The sequence below is a fragment of the Peribacillus simplex genome (assembly GCF_030123325.1).
GTDB lineage: Bacteria > Bacillota > Bacilli > Bacillales > DSM-1321 > Peribacillus > Peribacillus simplex_D.
This window is the reverse complement of the sequence record NZ_CP126106.1, coordinates 5,130,194-5,147,364: the sequence shown is the minus strand read 5'-3', so window position 1 is coordinate 5,147,364 and position 17,171 is coordinate 5,130,194. Positions and strand designations below refer to the sequence as shown.

19 protein-coding genes and 1 pseudogene are annotated in these 17,171 nt (G+C 41.8%); 14 read left to right on the top strand and 6 right to left on the bottom strand.

What is annotated here, in order from left to right; genetic code table 11:
- Positions 1-35 precede the first annotated feature (35 nt).
- Entirely contained in the window at positions 36-1,364 is a 1,329-nt protein-coding gene (locus QNH43_RS24430; protein WP_283916055.1) for an LLM class flavin-dependent oxidoreductase, read from the bottom strand.
- A 397-nt stretch (positions 1,365-1,761) separates the two neighbouring features.
- On the opposite strand from QNH43_RS24430, the gene QNH43_RS24425 reads away from it, so the two are divergent.
- Both QNH43_RS24425 and QNH43_RS24420 read left to right on the top strand, forming a co-directional pair.
- Positions 1,762-2,910, top strand: a complete 1,149-nt coding sequence (locus tag QNH43_RS24425) for an amidohydrolase (RefSeq protein WP_283916054.1) — start codon at positions 1,762-1,764, stop codon at positions 2,908-2,910.
- Between the two features lie 24 nt (positions 2,911-2,934).
- Positions 2,935-3,357 (top strand): annotated as a pseudogene (locus QNH43_RS24420) (cytidine deaminase); the annotation flags it as partial.
- A gap of 56 nt (positions 3,358-3,413) precedes the next feature.
- Here the strand turns inward: QNH43_RS24420 and QNH43_RS24415 are convergent.
- From QNH43_RS24415 to QNH43_RS24405, 3 genes are all read right to left on the bottom strand, one after another.
- On the bottom strand, positions 3,414-3,983 hold the full coding sequence (locus QNH43_RS24415; RefSeq protein WP_283916053.1) for an MEDS domain-containing protein: 570 nt from the start codon (positions 3,981-3,983) through the stop codon (positions 3,414-3,416).
- 140 nt (positions 3,984-4,123) lie between these two features.
- Complete coding sequence (locus QNH43_RS24410; RefSeq protein ID WP_283916052.1) at positions 4,124-4,759, bottom strand: FusB/FusC family EF-G-binding protein; 636 nt, start codon at positions 4,757-4,759, stop codon at positions 4,124-4,126.
- Between the two features lie 159 nt (positions 4,760-4,918).
- On the bottom strand, positions 4,919-5,182 hold the full coding sequence (locus tag QNH43_RS24405) for a CD3324 family protein (protein ID WP_076370080.1): 264 nt from the start codon (positions 5,180-5,182) through the stop codon (positions 4,919-4,921).
- Positions 5,183-5,539: 357 nt separating this feature from the next.
- Between QNH43_RS24405 and QNH43_RS24400 the strand changes: the two genes are divergently transcribed.
- On the top strand, positions 5,540-6,184 hold the full coding sequence (locus tag QNH43_RS24400; protein WP_283916051.1) for an SDR family oxidoreductase: 645 nt from the start codon (positions 5,540-5,542) through the stop codon (positions 6,182-6,184).
- A 44-nt stretch (positions 6,185-6,228) separates the two neighbouring features.
- Here QNH43_RS24400 and QNH43_RS24395 read toward each other — a convergent pair whose 3' ends face one another.
- Positions 6,229-6,795: a sugar O-acetyltransferase gene (locus QNH43_RS24395; protein WP_076370084.1), complete on the bottom strand. Its 567-nt coding sequence runs from the start codon at positions 6,793-6,795 to the stop codon at positions 6,229-6,231.
- A 363-nt stretch (positions 6,796-7,158) separates the two neighbouring features.
- Here QNH43_RS24395 and brnQ point away from each other — a divergent pair, with 363 nt between their 5' ends.
- From brnQ to QNH43_RS24355, 8 genes are all read left to right on the top strand, one after another.
- Positions 7,159-8,490 carry a branched-chain amino acid transport system II carrier protein gene (brnQ, locus tag QNH43_RS24390; RefSeq protein WP_283916050.1) on the top strand — a complete coding sequence of 444 codons (1,332 nt, stop codon included), beginning with the start codon at positions 7,159-7,161 and terminating at the stop codon, positions 8,488-8,490.
- Positions 8,491-8,652: 162 nt separating this feature from the next.
- Positions 8,653-8,817 carry a hypothetical protein gene (locus QNH43_RS24385; protein ID WP_283916049.1) on the top strand — a complete coding sequence of 55 codons (165 nt, stop codon included), beginning with the start codon at positions 8,653-8,655 and terminating at the stop codon, positions 8,815-8,817.
- 29 nt (positions 8,818-8,846) lie between these two features.
- Positions 8,847-9,011 carry a hypothetical protein gene (locus QNH43_RS24380; RefSeq protein WP_283916048.1) on the top strand — a complete coding sequence of 55 codons (165 nt, stop codon included), beginning with the start codon at positions 8,847-8,849 and terminating at the stop codon, positions 9,009-9,011.
- 29 nt (positions 9,012-9,040) lie between these two features.
- Positions 9,041-9,205, top strand: coding sequence for a hypothetical protein (locus tag QNH43_RS24375; RefSeq protein ID WP_283916047.1), 165 nt, complete (start codon positions 9,041-9,043; stop codon positions 9,203-9,205).
- A gap of 29 nt (positions 9,206-9,234) precedes the next feature.
- Positions 9,235-9,399 carry a hypothetical protein gene (locus QNH43_RS24370; protein ID WP_283916046.1) on the top strand — a complete coding sequence of 55 codons (165 nt, stop codon included), beginning with the start codon at positions 9,235-9,237 and terminating at the stop codon, positions 9,397-9,399.
- Between the two features lie 139 nt (positions 9,400-9,538).
- The gene (locus QNH43_RS24365) at positions 9,539-10,405 is read left to right on the top strand and encodes an ATP-binding protein (protein WP_283916045.1); all 867 of its coding nucleotides are present in this window, start codon (positions 9,539-9,541) and stop codon (positions 10,403-10,405) included.
- Positions 10,406-10,420: 15 nt separating this feature from the next.
- Entirely contained in the window at positions 10,421-12,337 is a 1,917-nt protein-coding gene (locus QNH43_RS24360) for a vWA domain-containing protein (RefSeq protein ID WP_283916044.1), read from the top strand.
- Between the two features lie 215 nt (positions 12,338-12,552).
- Complete coding sequence (locus tag QNH43_RS24355) at positions 12,553-13,248, top strand: hypothetical protein (RefSeq protein WP_283918445.1); 696 nt, start codon at positions 12,553-12,555, stop codon at positions 13,246-13,248.
- A gap of 51 nt (positions 13,249-13,299) precedes the next feature.
- Here QNH43_RS24355 and QNH43_RS24350 read toward each other — a convergent pair whose 3' ends face one another.
- The gene (locus tag QNH43_RS24350; protein ID WP_061465287.1) at positions 13,300-13,419 is read right to left on the bottom strand and encodes a DUF4023 family protein; all 120 of its coding nucleotides are present in this window, start codon (positions 13,417-13,419) and stop codon (positions 13,300-13,302) included.
- Between the two features lie 354 nt (positions 13,420-13,773).
- Here QNH43_RS24350 and QNH43_RS24345 point away from each other — a divergent pair, with 354 nt between their 5' ends.
- The 3 genes from QNH43_RS24345 to eutH all read left to right on the top strand — a co-directional run bounded on the left by QNH43_RS24345 (position 13,774) and on the right by eutH (position 17,161).
- Positions 13,774-15,150: a sensor histidine kinase gene (locus QNH43_RS24345; protein WP_283916043.1), complete on the top strand. Its 1,377-nt coding sequence runs from the start codon at positions 13,774-13,776 to the stop codon at positions 15,148-15,150.
- A gap of 9 nt (positions 15,151-15,159) precedes the next feature.
- Positions 15,160-15,744 carry an ANTAR domain-containing response regulator gene (locus QNH43_RS24340; RefSeq protein WP_192206791.1) on the top strand — a complete coding sequence of 195 codons (585 nt, stop codon included), beginning with the start codon at positions 15,160-15,162 and terminating at the stop codon, positions 15,742-15,744.
- A 145-nt stretch (positions 15,745-15,889) separates the two neighbouring features.
- A complete protein-coding gene (gene eutH / locus QNH43_RS24335; protein WP_076370094.1) occupies positions 15,890-17,161 on the top strand; it encodes an ethanolamine utilization protein EutH in 1,272 nt (423 codons plus the stop codon).
- Positions 17,162-17,171 lie beyond the last annotated feature (10 nt).

Genomic DNA, 17,171 nt, shown 5'->3' with positions numbered 1-17,171 from the left:
CTGTCTTTGAGAACTATCAGCCAGGTGTAAGGTATTTAAAACTTATGGGAATATTGGTTGGCCGGTTTATCCAGGCCAAGATTCCCTCGTAATGTGTTACTTTCATATTTCGTACGGAAAATTCCCTTCGATTGCAGTTCAGGGACAACAAGTTCTACAAAATCCGTTAAAGAATCAGGCAAGAGGGCTGGCATGATATTAAAGCCGTCAGCCGCATTTCCATTCACCCAATCTTCAATCTTATCCGCAATCTGCGTTGGTGTTCCAATGGCGATATGATGTCCACGTGATCCAGCAACCCACTGATATGTCTGACGTAACGTCAAATTTTCATTGATCGCCCGTTTAACGATCAAATCATATTTACTTTGGATGCCATCTACATGTTCTGGTAGCGAAATATCAGCAAACGGTGTATCCAAAGGGATGTTCGAAAAATCCACATTTCCAAAATACCTTCCCATAACAGCCAATCCTATTTCGGGAATGATCAGCTCCTGCAATGCCTCGTACTTTTCTTGGGCTTCCTTCTCGGTCTGTCCTACAATCGGGAACAAACCTGGCATGATGCTCAAGCTGCTTTTCTCCCGATTAAAAGCGGCCAATTGCCCTTTTAACTCATGGTAAAATGAAACCGCGTCCTCCTTGTTCTCCTGGGCAGTAAAGACAATCTCCGCGTGCTTTGCTGCAAGCAATTGCCCAGCGCCAGAAGAGCCTGCTTGTACAATGACCGGATGCCCCTGGGGGGAGCGGGAAATATTTAATGGTCCTTTTACATTGAAAAATTCTCCTTGATGATTGATTTCATGAAACTTGCTTTCATCAATGAATTGGCCTGTTTCTTTATCGATGACCAATGTATCGTCTTCCCATGAGTCCCACAATTTCTTGGTAACTTCAACAAATTCAGTCGCCCTTTTATAACGGAGACCATGTTCTAAATGTTCTGATTTATTGAAGTTCACTGCAGTGGAGGCAAGGGACGTTGTGACTACGTTCCATCCAGCGCGGCCGGAGGTAATATGGTCTAAAGAAGCAAATTTCCTGGCAACATTAAAGGGTTCTTCGTAGGTGGTGGAGGCCGTTGAAACCAAACCAATATTGGAAGTCGCCGAGGCTAGATAAGATAACAAGGTCAATGGCTCGAACCGAGTCAGAATATTAGGATGCGAGTCCTTTGCAACTGACAAACTATCTGCCAAGAATAATAAATCGAATAAACCTTTTTCGGCAGTCTGGGCCAGCCCTTTAAAATAATCGATGCTCATATTAGCTTTCGGATTGGCGTTAGGGTGTCTCCAGGAAGCAACGTGATGTCCTGTTCCGGCCAAAAATACACCAAGTTTTACTGTTCTCTTTTTCATGTGTCAATTGCTCCTTTATGTCTTCACTTTTAAACGCAGAGGATTTATAATGTGAATATCCTTACTGGTTTACTATGAATTAATGCTGAAATAAAACCCGCTTCCAGTTTTAGAAGAGGGTTCCTTCCGACTATGTATTTCCTTACTTGTTTTCTACTATAGAAATGGAATCCTTTTTTGGATTGATACGTTAATATAATATAGAAATTAAATCAAATGGTAGCATCTAATATAATAAATTGTCAATGTTAAATATTCGGAATAAACACACTTTTCATTTCCGGAAATTCATTGTAATGATGCTTACGATGCGACCTAATTTAGAACTCATTCTTTATACGTTTATCAATTAGCTTATTTGATATTACTATTCGGATTTTAAGGAGATGGACAACCGTTGACCATAAGCAATGTAGAATTGGAAAATTATCTATTGGAATTCAGACGCGATCTTCATATGACACCTGAATTATCAAACCAAGAATTTGAAACGACTAAAAAAATTAAAGAAGCGCTTCAATCTCAAGATATTAAGATACTTGATTTCCCATTGAAAACTGGTGTCGTAGCTGAGATAAAAGGGAGTAAGCCGGGACCTACGATAGCGCTTCGCTCCGATATTGATGCTTTACCAATTTTGGAGCAATCTGAGGTGGACTTTCCTTCAAGGCACAACGGCGTGATGCATGCATGCGGTCATGATTTTCACACTTCCGTCATTTTGGGGACTGCTTTTTTATTAAAAAAGGAAGAAAGAGATCTTTCCGGAACGATTCGTTTGATTTTTCAACCTGCGGAGGAAACGGGACATGGTGCAAGTGCTGTAATGGAAACCGGTGTGCTGGATGATGTGGATGTGATTTTTGGCCTTCATAATGATCCGACATTGCAAGTTGGGGAGCTAGGGACAAAACATGGCGCACTGACAGCGGGGGTCGATCGCTTTGAAGTGCATGTTAAAGCAACTGGCTCACATGCGGCCAAACCGGAAGAGGGAAATGATCCGATTATCATAACAGGACATATTATCTCAACGTTGCAAACCATCATCAGCCGCAATGTGGCACCAAAAGAGACTGCGGTTTTGAGCATCACTCAAATTCATAGTGGCTCAACGTGGAATGTTATCCCGGATCGTGCATATTTGGAAGGAACCGTCCGCACCTTCAGTAAAACTCAACGAGAGTTCATCCAGAAACGCATGAAACAAGTCCTGCACGGTATAAGTGAAACTTTCAATGCAAATGTTGAATTATCCTGGCATCCTGGCCCCCCATCAGTTGATAATACGCCTGAATGGGCAGATTTGGCGCTTCAGGTTGGAGACACAGCAGGTTACACGACAAAAACGTTAGAAGCCAGCTCCATAGGGGAAGACTTCGCTTTTTACCAAGAAAAAATACCAGGTGCTTTCGTAATGATAGGGTCGGGCGGTCCATATGACCTGCATCATCCTAAGTTTATAGTAGATGAAACGGCACTTTTTCCAGCTGCTTCATATTTCCGCTTATTGGCTTTAGAAGCGTTAAAAAAAATCACTAAATGAAATATTAGAAGGTAAGGAGGTCCAATCATCAAAACTTATCCATTGAATGAGTCGGATCGTGATTTAATGGAAGCTGCAAGTGCAAAAATTAGGGATCTTTACGAGGAAAATAGGCATCATGTTGGCGCTGCATTAAAAACGGGCTCAGGAAAAATCGTTAATGCCGTACATATTGAAGCATATATTGGCCGGGTTACCTTATGTGCAGAAGCCATTGCGCTCGGCAAGGCGATATCGGACGGGGAAAGGGGATTCGATACCATCGTGGCGGTTAAGCATCCCTATTCCGATGATGAAGACAGAGCTTTAAAAGTGGTTAGCCCGTGTGGGATGTGCCGGGAATTAATCTCGGATTATGCCAAAGAGTGCTTTGTCATACTGAATGTTAATGGGGAAACGGTCAAGGTGAAAATCGGTGAATTACTGCCGTATAAATACACGGGGGAATCATGCAATCCAACGGAAAACAACACGCTTAGGAGAATTCATAAGCGTGTTGTTTATTATTTCAAACTAGATGGCAAGTATTGTTCACAAATGATGATATCATCGTCTTTTAGAACATAAGGGTGTGTTTCCAACAATATGGTTTTCAGGTAGTCTGGCATCCTCTCACCTTTGTACGCACAAATTAAAGGAAACGAAATCAGATTTACAGCTTCATCTACTGTTCTCTCAAAATCTTCTATAATATGCAACGGTTCTTCCATGGTTGCCCATTCCACATGTGCCCATGATCGGAAAGAGATTTTATTTTCCACATAGGGCTGTACCGTTTTATTAAAGTATTCTTCGATTGCAGGAGGATGATAACTGCCGCTTGAACAATAGAAATCGAAGTTGTTCACAAAGTGAAGGAACTCCATTTGATCTTTCGTTAACCGTGTGCTCAGTTCTTTATGAATAATGGGGTAAATACGGTCATTTTCAACAAGAATGACGTAATCTCCCGCTGCGATGCCATCTTGGATAAAGTTCAAAACTTGTTTAATGTACTTTTCCATTTCATTATAGGAATACAGCACATGAACGTTTTTTTGGTCTTCGAACAACTGATTCATTTTGCTTTTCAATATATCAATCCTTCTTTCCTGTATAACTTCAATTATACTTGAATTCCATAAGCAGGACAAAATGGGGATTTTTTTAACTGACGGCTACAGTGCTTAGCAAAAAAAAGCAATCCTTCGCCATTGAAGGATTGCTTTCCTTATTATTTCAGCCGTTCGATTAGGTCGGTCATTTTATCCAAGGTGGTTACGTTCTGGTTGCATTTCATACTGTCCAGACAAATATAATTCCCTTTTTTAATGTATGTCCCTTGGACGGTTCCTTTCGTTTCCGACATGAACATCCCTACTTCTTCAAAGCGGCTGCATATGGCACAGATCCCTTTTTTGTTGGCTGGTTTAATGGTTCCATGCAACCCGGTGAGTTTATTATGATGAGGTGCAATGATGAATTTCTTTCCGGAACCGACATCATCCCATCCCAAGTATGAAATCTCCCTCAAATCAATGTTTTCCAGCAAAGGGGCTTTTAATTTCTTTGCTTTAGGAAATAATTTTTTTATCGTTTTTTCGGTTACTTCTTTAAATGGGATCACAAATGGCTTTACCTGTAAGAGAAAGACTTCGGCTTGTGCGGGATCTTTAATGGCATCTACTGGATCCAGCAGTTGTTTTTGCTCTTCGCTCAAGTCACTGAATAAGCTTAATACTCGTTCTTTGGCGACTGTTTTCAGGGTGTTGATCACATCTTTATCGTTGGCAGTCGCGTGTCCATTTATGAGAATCTGTGTTTGGGATTTTATGAAATTATACTGTTCGCTCCGGATAAAAGGTTCCATTTTCTTCACTCCTGTTTCTGTTGCTCGTTACTTGTCACATGATACCGTTGCTCTTAACTTTACCGAAATCGCATCAGCTTTAAAAGGGGGAAAACGACTAAGAAACATACTCGGCATACGAATAGCACTGATATCATTATCAGTGCTACCCATGCAATCCTATTTGGAATAAACGATTTTCTTGATGGTTTCCGCGGAGAGAAAATATTCTTCGGCTAATTGATGGATGGTATGACCGTCTTTGAATGCATATTTTATAGAGGCATTTCGATCATCGATCAATTCCCTTGATCCCGAACGGGTTCCCCATTTGTGATGGGCCTTTTCAGGTTTAGGGATATATATGGTTTCACCTTGCACATACTTTTGAATTTCAACGATCAGCTTTTCAGGCAAAACGGCCGTCGCTTTTACATATTTCATTTCTGCCAGCCCCTTATTCTTTTTTAAGAATGAAATAAGGTGCAAAGCCGAATATTAGAAATGATAAGGCGGGCGATTAATTAGCTTAATTCAACCCCATGCAAAGTATCGCCTCCAATACTAGGCTTTGCATGAGATGCTGCAGAAGGTGGCATTAACATTCTTATTGCCATCTTTACACCTCCCCGTTATGTCCCTGAAGAACACGTATTGTTTTTATTATAAAATATATAAGGGTGGTTGCCAAACTTTTTCCAATGGTGAAGAAGACCTGACGGGCTGATTGTTTGATAATGTTCTGAGTCCATGAAATAATTTGAAAGGAAACCAAACTAACCATTATGGGAGCTGACCTTTATGAAAGTATTCGTAGTTGGGGCAAATGGGCAAATCGGTAAATATCTTGTAGATTTATTAAAAGATAGCCCGGATCATAGTGTACGGGCAATGGTTCGTAAAGAAGAACAAAGTAAGCATTTAGAGAAAAACGGAATTGAATCCGCTGTCGTGAGCTTAACCGGATCGGTGGATGAGATTGCGAATGCGGCAAAAGGCTGCGACGCCATCGTGTTTACAGCAGGATCCGGAGGAAGCACCGGCGCTGATCAAACGCTGTTGATTGATTTGGACGGTGCTGTTAAAACGATTGAAGCGGCAGAAAACTTGGGAATCAACCGATTCATCATGGTGAGTGCATTTCAGGCCAATAATCGTGAAAACTGGAATGAAGCCATCAAACCGTATTATGTGGCCAAGCACTATGCGGATAGGGCATTGTTACAAAGCAATTTAAATTATACGATCATTAGGCCAGGCGGTCTGGTGAATGAACCGGGGACGGGCAATGTGGCTGCCGCCGAAGAATTGGAAAGAGGTTCGATTGCCCGTGAAGATGTGGCACGAACGATTCTTGCTTCTTTGACTGAAGAAAATACTTACAAGCGTTCATTTGATTTAATCTCTGGTAATACTGCAATCGCGGAAGCATTAAGGAAAATCTAACGAAATAAAGGAGGCAGGGCCACTTCGGGGGAGTGAGCCCTGCCTTATTTAATTCCTTCAATATGCTTGATGACCTTCGCTGGGTTTCCGCCGACAACAACACCTTCAGGAACATCCTTTGTTACGACTGCCCCTGAAGCGACGACGGAATGATTCCCAATTGTTACACCAGGATTGATGATGGCCCCTCCGCCAATCCATACGTGATCCCCAATCGTAACCGGCTTTCCGTATTCCACTCCAGAACTGCGTTCAAAAGGATCCAGCGGATGTGTGGCTGTATAGATATGCACTCCGGGAGCCAACATGCAGTCCCTGCCAATTTTCACTTCACAAACATCCAAAATGACACAATCGAAATTAGCATAAAAGTTTTCCCCGACAGAAATGTTGTATCCATAGTCACAACGGAAAGTGGGTTCAATATAAACATTTAGCCCAGTGGAACCTAAAAGCTGTTTCAGCAGGGCAGTTCGTTCGTTCCCTTCGCTTTCCGTTGTCTGATTGTATAACCGGGTCAACTTTCTGGCATTTTCCCTATCTCTTATTAATTCCGGATCAGCGGCCATGTAAGGTTCCCCGTTCACCATTTTTTCTTTTTCAGTACTCATGTTAACTCCTCCTATTTTCTTGTTTTTTAGATAGCTTCAATGAATATCTGAATATTAAAATATTTTTCCCGCAAAATAAATTGCAGTACTTTTTACTCAACTTTTCTGTTCAATCTAAATACCTCGCTCATTTTCTTGGAAAGAAGTTAGAAAAGAAAGATTTTTCCGAATAATGAATGAAATAGCTTTGACAAACGTTCCGCCTGATTTTATAGTAAGGAGAGTCATGGATGATCGATAGTTTCATGAAGGTATATTTTAACAGATAGGTAGAATACGTTCGCCGTTCATGTCACTTTTTTACGGGAAATGATGGACAACTCTTTTCTTCGTTAAGATAATCAAAACAATGGAGGGCTCTATATGTCACAGAAAGCACCACTTTCATTTATCATTGTAACAGGGCTAATGCTGTTTGCTTTATTTTTTGGTGCAGGAAACTTAATTTTCCCTGCCATGCTCGGGCAATCCGCCGGGACTAATTTATGGTCGGCCAGTTTAGGGTTCATCATTACTGGGGTGGGTTTGCCATTCATTACAATATTGGCATTTGGTTTTTCGGGTAAAAATGATGTACAATCGCTTGCAAGCAGGGCACACCCGTTATTCGGCATCATTTTCACAGTCGTTCTTTATTTGTCTTTGGGACCGCTTTTCGCGCTTCCCAGAACGGGGAGTGTATCATACGAAATAGGGATTAAACCTTTCCTTTCTAATGATGTCGGCTTTTTGCCATTGCTGATATTCACGATCATATACTTTGGAATTGCCTGTTTATTATCCATCAATCCATCAAAAATGCTGGATATCGTCGGGAAAATATTAACACCATTATTATTGATTTTCATCGGGATCCTCATTGTGGTCGCCATCATTAACCCAATGGGTGAAATCCAGTCACCAGTGGCTGATTATTCAGATAATTCTTTCTTCAAGGGATTCAAAGAAGGATATTTGACTATGGATACGCTGGCCGGATTTGCATTTGGGATCATAGTCATCAATGCAATCAAAGATAAAGGGATAACATCAAGAAAAGAAGTGTTAGGCTTCTGTATGAAAGCCGGCTTAATAGCTGCCACTTTGTTGGTGATCGTTTATGCGTCTATAACTTATGTCGGGGCAACAAGTGTGGAAAAGCTCGGTCAGCTGGGTAATGGAGGAGACGTTTTGGCTCAAGCCTCGAATCATTTTTTCGGATCGGCTGGTGCCGTGTTGTTAGGGTTGATTGTAATCGCTGCATGCTTAACGACAAGCATCGGTTTGATAACGGCTTGTGCAACGTATTTCAATAAAATACTGCCTGCTGTATCGTATAAATCATATGTCGTCATCTTCTCTGTTTTTAGTGCGGCTGTTGCCAATGTAGGTTTGACCAAGCTCATTTCCATTACAGTGCCTGTGTTAACGGCGCTTTATCCCGTAGCGATCGTTTTAATTGTTCTAACATTCTTCCATTCCTTTTTCAAAGGGAAATCGGAGGTATATTTAGGAAGCTTATTATTAACGGCGATCATCAGCATAATGGATGGAATAGTGGCATCAGGCATTAAAATGGAAGCTGTTTCGGACTTTTTCACTCAATACCTTCCACTATATAGTGTAGGGGTGGGATGGGTGATTCCTGCCATCATCGGCGGTGTATTGGGCTATATGGTATACATTATGAAAGGTGACCCTAAAGAAGCCTATTAAGGGTCATCAGAATGAACTTCGAATAACGTTGATTTCCTTTCCCTTGGACGCGCTTTTCTAAGCAGGAGTCTCGAACACCCGCTCCAATCAACTGGTTTGTTTTTAAAAGAAAAAACTGTAGTCCGCTTTCATTTCGAACCTTAATTAAGACAAGGTTACACTTTGGTTTTTTATTATTTTATAACCCTTATTGGATGGAAGAAATTTGCGACACTCCTGCCGAATAACTGGCTAGCCGAGACCCCGCAGGCGCTTGCTTTGATGAGGCTTGGCAGACAGTCAACGGAAAGGGAGCGGATTTCTGAAATCAACTGGAACTTCTTTTAAATAAAAAACTGCAGGCAAACAAGTTCCATATGGTTTTTTATTATTTTATAACCCTTATTGGATGGAAGAAATTTGCGACATTCCTGCCGAATAACTGGCTAGCCGAGACCCCACAAGCGCTTGCTTTGATGTGGCTTGGCAGACAGTCAACGGAAAGGGAGCGGATTTCTGAAATCAACTGGAACGTCTTTTAAATAAAAAACTGCAGGCAAACAAGTTCCATATGGTTTTTTATTATTTTATAACCCTTATTGGATGGAAGAAATTTGCGACACTCCTGCCGGATAACTGGCTAGCCGAGACCCCACAGGCGCTTGCTTTGATGAGGCTTGGCAGACAGTCAACGGAAAGGGAGCGGATTTCTGAAATCAACTGGAACGTCTTTTAAATAAAAAACTGCAGGCAAACAAGTTCCATATGGTTTTTTATTATTTTATAACCCTTATTGGATGGAAGAAATTTGCGACACTCCTGCCGGATAACTGGCTAGCCGAGACCCCACAGGCGCTTGCGTCGAGGAGGCTTGGCAGACAGTCGGCGGAAAGGGAGCGGATTTCTGAAATCAACTGGAACGTCTTTTAAATAAAAAACTGCAGGCAAACTAGCTTTTCTTCTAGTTTGCCTGCAGTCTGGGAGCTGTCTTGATGACAGCTCCTTTTCTTAGTGTTTGTTTTTAATGGGAAAGAGCCTTAAAATGTTCAGAAAGGGGTGTAGGAACACAATGATTAATCGATTACCAATAGAAATCGCAAATACATTACAAGCAAGCAGAAAAAATCCTGCTGAATTCGAGGAATTGATCAGGAGCGGCGGATATCTGCCTCCCGAGATGGAGTTGATGGTGGATGCCATCACGGCCTTAAGCATGGGGAAGAATATCCTTTTGAAGGGTCCGACAGGGGCTGGAAAGACAAAGTTTGCCGAGACATTATCGAATTTATTCAACCAGCCGATGTTCAGTGTCAACTGCTCAGTGGACTTGGATGCCGAAAGTTTATTGGGCTTCAAGACGTTGGCTTATAAAGAGGAAAAACAGGTGATAGAATTCGTTCCTGGACCAGTGACCAATTCGATGAATCACGGTCATTTCCTATATATAGATGAAATCAACATGGCAAAACCGGAAACCCTTCCGCTTATCAATGGTGTGCTTGATTACAGAAGGACGATAACGAATCCGTTCACGAATGAAGTCATAACGGCAAAAGATGGCTTTAATGTGATTGCTGCAATCAATGAAGGGTATGTCGGTACAGTGCCGCTGAATGAAGCGCTAAAAAATAGGTTTGTCGTAATTGAAGTTCCTTATATCGAAGGAGAGCAGTTAAAGCAATTGATTGAAACCAATACAAAGTTGAAGGACGCAAGAAGCATTGAATTGTTCGTTAAACTGTCGAGTGATTTGATAAATGCCGTGAATCAAGGGAAGGTGGCTGAAGATGCGGCATCGATCAGGGCTTTGCTTGATGCTTGCGATCTGAGTGTGTTGATCCCGCCGAAACGGGCGATTCTTCGTTCCATAGTGGATAAGCTGGACGAGGAACGGGAGCGTGAGTTTGTGAAGAACTTGGCTGACACATTATTCTAACTAGGAGAATGCCTCATGAAGTATATCCGTTTCAATGATTCAATAATAGATACGGCTCTTTTTTTACAGCTGCAGGATCTTTCGACCGTATTATCCGGCATTCCTGAGCTGGAATTCGAATACAATTATGGCTCCTTCATTGATCTGATCGAGAATAAGGTCACAGCCAGCCATTTTTGGGAAAATGGCAATAAGGAAGTGAAGGAAGCGGGACTGAAAACGGACGTGCTCCTCAGGACGATAGGTACGCTGCATCATTCAACAATCCAGAGCATGAAGGAGTACAAGGACATCATCGGGGAAAGTTCGCTTCCGAAGTTTGCAGCCCAATTATTCGCGTTATTGGAAGACTTGCGTTTGGAAGAATTGGTGAAGAAAGAAAGGCCAGGCACGAAAAGATGGTTCTCGGTAAGGGGGGCTTACCTTAAACAATATTTCGAAAGCCAATTGGCGACGAATGTCACAAGAAGTTTTGCACTGGATGAATTATACTGCCTCATCTATTTACTGCTTCAATCTGACAGGCCGGACCCGATTTTCCCAAGGGCCAATGTACGGCAGCTGGAAGAACTGGAGAAACTCAAACCGTTTATCCATTCTGTCTTTGAAGCCACAAAAACGAGTGACATCACGAGGATTTGCGAGCAAATCGTTTTCCGTGTGAACGATGGATACGAGGATACGATGAATGAATATTTCATCTTCCCCATTGCAAATGTGGAAAAGTATAAGGCAAATACCTTATTTGATGAACTGACTAGAAATGATGAACTGGTGAACGATGATACAGAAGATGCTGATGAAGAAAAAAGTGAGTTCATTGATGAAAAATTCTCGACATGGCACCGGGAGAATAAGAACGGCGAGAGTAATTCGACTTTTCTTCAATTTGAATTGGAGCAGGGAACGAAAACAAGTCTGATGGGCGGAGGTGCACGGGAAGCGGAAGATGCCGACCAGGCACTGGCTTCCATCCAGGGTTCATCAGGGGAAAGTCGACAAAAGGAATACAATCAGCAGGAAACGATGGAGAAGAAACAAACGAATATGGGTAAAAGTGGTGATCATCCATTTGGTGAAGAAAACAAAGACGTCGTTCAAGTAATCAAGGAAGCACAAATACCAACACATACAGAAGAGAAACGCTACCGTGAATTTGTTGCGGATATCGAACCGTTCAAGAGAAAACTCTCCAGTACAATTGAAAAGACACTGGAAAATAAAAAGAACGCACCAAGAAAAGATTTGGTTTTTGGCCGCTTATCGAAGAAATTACTGCCGCTTGTATTTGAAGAAAATCCTCGGGTCTTTTATAAAAAGAATCAGGATTCAAATGAAATGGATGCCGTATTCACATTGCTGATCGATTGCTCCGCTTCCATGCATAACAAAATGGATGAAACGAAACGAGGGGTCGTCCTGTTTCATGAAGTACTGAAAAAATTAAAGATCCCCCATTCGATCGTTGGATTTTGGGAAGATGCAAATGAAGTGAGAGAAGGGTATCAGCCGAACTACTTCCATGTGATCCAGTCCCATTCCGATTCTCTTTATCTAAACTCAGGAGCTAAAATCATGCAGCTTGAACCAGAGGAAGACAACAGGGACGGATACAGTATCAGGGTTGCTACAATGGAATTGGAAAAAAGGCGTGAAAAAAACCGGTTCTTGCTCGTGTTTTCCGATGGTGAGCCGGCAGCAAGCGATTATGATCAAAATGGCATTGTCGATACACATCTTGCTGTTTCGGAAGCCAGGAAAAAAGGCATAGAAGTCATCGGCCTGTTTTTAGCGGATGGAGGCATCGAGGAAAGTGAAGAATTAACGATGAAAAACATCTATGGCAAAGAGCGCCTAATGATTCCGAGTGTAGCTGAATTGCCAGAGCAATTTACGCCGCTGTTAAAAAAACTGCTGCTGAAGACCATTTGAGAAAAAAGTTCCCCCACTCGTCATTCAAAACGGGCAAATGCATTTGATTGGAATAAGTGAAAAACGCAATAGGATTCAATGGATCTTACTGCGTTTTTTTTTGTTAATGGCAGTTATTTGCAGTAAGTGAATATATTGATGGAAACTTGAAAAAAGCAAATGCGATTCTTTTGGCGGGATTAGGGTAAACCATAGATGAGGAAGTGATCATTTTGATGAATTTACTTTTTATGCTGCTTTATTTTTTAATCATTGTTCTTGTTATTGAAATATCGGTTACCTTGATGAAATTGACTGGATTAAAAAGCACAGTGGCCAGATTTCAGGTTATCTCCATGCTGACGGGTACTGGTTTTACAACTGACGAGTCAAAATCCATCATCGATCATCCCGTTCGAAGGAAAATAAGCATGTTTTTAATTTTATTTGGTGCTTTCTCACTTGCTGTCATCATTTCATCGATCAGTACATTGCTTACGGATGATCTGCGCTTGATGGAGTTAAGCATCATTATAGGGATACTGTTAGTACTGGTCGTATTAGTGAAAGCTCCATTCTTGAATAATAGATTATCGAATAAGATGAAAAGTGAAATGTACAATCATTATGAATTATGGGAACATCCGATAGAGGAAGTCCTCTTTTTAGAAGATGAAGACGTGGTCATGGAAATCGATATTTATGAGGACTCTGAATTCATAGATGTCAAAGCCTTTGATGTCATATCACAGGGAGCGGACATTAATATTTTATTTATTGAAAGCGGGGAAGTGAAAATCAGGAAAGAGTTATATGAGTATAAAATCAAATTAGGGGATAACCTCTTTTTATATGGAAATAAAAAAGAGATAGAGGACACATTTTCAAAAGAAATCGAAGAGATGAAGAAGAAAAAAAGTGCATCGGAGTGAAAAGAATCCCAGCCCTTTGTTAAGGCTGGGATTTTTTGAGGATGGGCCTCATTAATGCTTTTTATTCGGTAATTTCTGAGCGGGATTCCCATTACCTTGACGGCGGAAATTACCTTCTTCCTTTTTCTGCTGCTCTTGAATGCTTTCAACAAATTCCTTTGAACTTTTCATGGAATGTACCTCCTCCGATATTTTCTTCTTTACTATAACCAGAAGAGGTGGAATTCATGAGTAATGCAAGAAATCTGACTACCTTGTAAAGGGTGTAATATAGAAATATCATGATAAGTATGGGCACCAACTATAAAAAAGGAAGACTTTGATTGACGAAGTATGATGTATCCATCATACGGCCATTTCGGGGAAATTCGGTCTTTTTACGTTTGGAAAATAACCCTTTACATATCTCCAACTAATGTTAGAATACATTACATTAGAATATTTTGAATATTGACAAAAATAAGGGCGGTATCTATAATAATCAATAATAATATCCATGAATAAACATTTATTGGAGTTTTGCCTATGGAACGGACAATGACTGTCCGAGAATTATGTGAGATGCATACTCATTTACTGGACAAGGATATTCAGATTCTTGAAAACCTATCAACGAATTTATCGTTGATAGCCAACTTGAATAAAGCGAATATATTTATCGATTGTCCTGTGCTTGAAGGGAAGCATGCCATTGTCGTCGCAGAGGCATGCGGACATTCCGTGAAATCGGTTTATGATCATCCGGTTGTCGGGAAATTTGCCTATGAGGCTTTTGAACCGGCAGTATTTTATGTATTGCGCACCGGAAAGGATATGTTCGTGAATCGGGCATTGACTCAAGAGGGAGCAATGGTCCAGCAAAGTGTCGTTCCAATCAGGGGGGGATGCAATCGTGTCATCGCCGTTTTGATCATGGAAAAGGTGATCCATGAAGAACTTGAAACTTCTAAACAGTTTGATAGGCAAGATCAACAAAATTCCTTAGTTCCTGAATTTATCGAGGAGTCCATTTTCCTGATTAATAACCAAAACCGACTTGTCTATACGAATCCTGCTGCCATTAATCTAGTATCGGATATATGTATGACGGACTGTGTTCTAGGTGAATCCATTTTCGATTATTTTCCTGGCTTAGCCGATGTTCTAGCTTCAAAAGAGGACATTTTGATGAAGGAAATGAACATTGGTAAAAAGATTTTCCAAATAAAGAAATTCCATTTGGGCAACAAGAATTCCGATGAAACGTTCATCATCATCCGGGACCTGACGGAACTGCGGGATAAAGAGAGAGAGCTGATTAGCAAGTCGGTGGCCATTCGTGAAATTCATCATAGGGTGAAGAACAATTTGCAGACAGTCGCCAGTTTACTTCGGCTGCAAATGCGGATAGGAGCCCCTGAAGAAAGCAAGCCCCATTTATTGGTCAGTTTGAATCGGGTGTTAAGCATATCGTCGGTTTATGAAATCATTCTGGCAAGCAGTCAGGTCGATCATGTGGACCTGCTTGAGCTTATTAGGAAAATTGGCGATATGATCGTTCATACGGAGGGTCATGCCCGTCAAAGACTGAGCATTGAATATAGTGGTGGCGAGCTTCATTCCATTGATTCCGACATTGGCATTTCTGTCGCTCTGGTTGTGAATGAGCTCATTCATAATTGTGTGAAACATGCATTCAAGGAAGGGATGGAAGGGAAGATTACCGTATGCTTTCAAAAGGATGGTCCCGAATTGGAGATTCAAGTAAAAGATGATGGCATCGGATATTCACCTGCAGTGAAACCAACTTTAGGGCTGGATATCATCCGCATGACGGTGGAAAATGATTTGGATGGGGAGTTTTCGATTCATCGCATTAAAGAAGGTACCCTGGCTTCTGTAAGATTTCCATACAAGAGGTAGGTGGGAGAAGTGGTCAAGAGGATTTTGGTCGTGGAGGATGAATCGATTGTTCTGCTTGATATAACGATCATGCTCAAGGATGCAGGCTTCGATGTTGTAGGACATGCCCGTAATGGCGAGAAGGCGATTGAATTGGCACATGCACTACAGCCAGATCTCGTTTTGATGGATATCAAAATGCCAAAAATGAATGGGCTTAAGGCTAGCGATGTGATATCCAATACCTTTCAGATTCCAGTCCTGCTTTTAACTGCATTCAGCCAGCGTGAATATATCGACGAGGCGAAGCGCGCGAATATCGTCGGATATCTTGTAAAGCCAATTACGGAGGCGAATTTGATTCCGGCAGTGGAGATAGCTTTGCAGCAAGCAGCCAATACAAAGAAGCATCAGGAACGAAATGCTCAATTGGATGAAACGCTCACAAATCGTAAAGTCATTGAAAAGGCAAAAGGAATTATCATGAAAAGGAAGAATGTAACAGAAGAAATTGCTTATAATAAGCTGAGAAGGCTAAGTATGGATAAGCAGCTTTCCATGGAGACGGTGGCACGTCGAATCATTGCAAATGATCAAAAACAAGTAAATAGATGAAGCAATGGCGCTTTGATGGACCAAATTGGTTATAGGCAGGCATTTCTGCCGAGCAACCTAGTTTGGACTATAAGAGGCGTCTTTTTTTATACCCTTTTTTTAAAGACGATAGGCCAAATCAAATCGGAATTCAGGGGGAATATGTATGGAGATGGTTGGTAAATTCGTAATTTATATCATTATGGTGTGTGCCGTTGTCGGTGCTATTGCATCGATTAAAGACAGTGAGCAAGGCTTGGGCAAACAGTTCATGGAAGGTTTGCATACCGTTGGCCATATATTTATCCCGGCAGCTGGAATCATGGCATCGATCCCTTATTTATCATGGTTCATCGATGCAGTATGCGGCCCGATTTTCGCTGCGATCGGTGCAGATCCCGCCCTCGCCGCAACAACGATTTTGGCAACGGATATGGGGGGCTACCAATTGGCGGCCGAGCTGCAGGAATCATATGAAGGCTGGATCATGGCGATGATTGTCGGATTCATGTCTGGTGCAACGATTGTATTCTCGATTCCAATGGGGCTTGCGATGCTGGAGAAGCGTGATCATAAATACATGGCACTTGGTGTCATGTCAGGAATCCTGACGATTCCGATTGGCGCTTTTATCTCAAGCGTGCTGGTGGTGGCAACGAATTCGAAAATCCGTGAAGTGATTTCCACGAATGCGGATTCTACATATGAATTCGCGTTGAGCTATTTGAAAATTGCCCTGAATCTTTCCCCGCTTCTTATTTTTGTGGTCTTGCTCGCGTTAGGTCTTTATTTCCTGCCTGATTTGATGATCAAAGGTTTCATGTGGTTTGGAAAAATATTGGATGCTGCAATCAAACTCGTACTCGTGTTTTCGATCGTGGAAATTTTCACCGGGCTGTTTTCCAATGTATTTGGTGCTTGGGGGTTCCATCCGATCATGGCCGATAAGGCAGACCAGTTCCGTGCCCTGGAAACGGCGGGGTATATCGGGATAATGCTGGCAGGTGCCTTTCCAATGATTTACCTCATTCAAAAATACGCAGGCAAGCCGCTTGAAGCGATGGGTAGCAAAATCGGGCTGAGCAAAGCGGGGAGTGCAGGGATATTAGCCACGGTAGCCAATATATTGGCGATGTTCAAACTTGTTAAAGATATGCCGCCGAAAGATAAGGTCATTAACATTTCCTTCGCCGTGTGTGCGGCCTTCCTATTAGGGGATCATTTATCATTCACAGCCAACTTTCAGCCCTCCTTGATATTGCCGATCATTGTCGGCAAGCTATCTGCCGGAGCGATTGGAATCGGTCTTGCTTACTGGCTGTCCGTTCCGAAAGCTTTGGAATTGGAGGAAAAGGATCGTGAAGCAGGAGTTATCGGCGTAAATGAATATAAAACGAAAAACGCAGAAGAAAACGGCAATGAAATCCAAGTGGTGTAAAACTGGGGTG

Coding starts and splice junctions, on each gene's coding strand:
- QNH43_RS24375 (WP_283916047.1), top strand. CDS start 9,041: ATGGTTTTTTATTATTTTATAACCCTTATTGGATGGAAGAAATTTGCG.
- QNH43_RS24400 (WP_283916051.1), top strand. CDS start 5,540: ATGAAAGTATTCGTAGTTGGGGCAAATGGGCAAATCGGTAAATATCTT.
- QNH43_RS24345 (WP_283916043.1), top strand. CDS start 13,774: ATGGAACGGACAATGACTGTCCGAGAATTATGTGAGATGCATACTCAT.
- QNH43_RS24380 (WP_283916048.1), top strand. CDS start 8,847: ATGGTTTTTTATTATTTTATAACCCTTATTGGATGGAAGAAATTTGCG.
- eutH (WP_076370094.1), top strand. CDS start 15,890: ATGGAGATGGTTGGTAAATTCGTAATTTATATCATTATGGTGTGTGCC.
- brnQ (WP_283916050.1), top strand. CDS start 7,159: ATGTCACAGAAAGCACCACTTTCATTTATCATTGTAACAGGGCTAATG.
- QNH43_RS24365 (WP_283916045.1), top strand. CDS start 9,539: ATGATTAATCGATTACCAATAGAAATCGCAAATACATTACAAGCAAGC.
- QNH43_RS24405 (WP_076370080.1), bottom strand. CDS start 5,182: ATGAAATATGTAAAAGCGACGGCCGTTTTGCCTGAAAAGCTGATCGTT.
- QNH43_RS24370 (WP_283916046.1), top strand. CDS start 9,235: ATGGTTTTTTATTATTTTATAACCCTTATTGGATGGAAGAAATTTGCG.
- QNH43_RS24355 (WP_283918445.1), top strand. CDS start 12,553: ATGAATTTACTTTTTATGCTGCTTTATTTTTTAATCATTGTTCTTGTT.
- QNH43_RS24430 (WP_283916055.1), bottom strand. CDS start 1,364: ATGAAAAAGAGAACAGTAAAACTTGGTGTATTTTTGGCCGGAACAGGA.
- QNH43_RS24410 (WP_283916052.1), bottom strand. CDS start 4,759: ATGGAACCTTTTATCCGGAGCGAACAGTATAATTTCATAAAATCCCAA.
- QNH43_RS24395 (WP_076370084.1), bottom strand. CDS start 6,795: ATGAGTACTGAAAAAGAAAAAATGGTGAACGGGGAACCTTACATGGCC.
- QNH43_RS24360 (WP_283916044.1), top strand. CDS start 10,421: ATGAAGTATATCCGTTTCAATGATTCAATAATAGATACGGCTCTTTTT.
- QNH43_RS24350 (WP_061465287.1), bottom strand. CDS start 13,419: ATGAAAAGTTCAAAGGAATTTGTTGAAAGCATTCAAGAGCAGCAGAAA.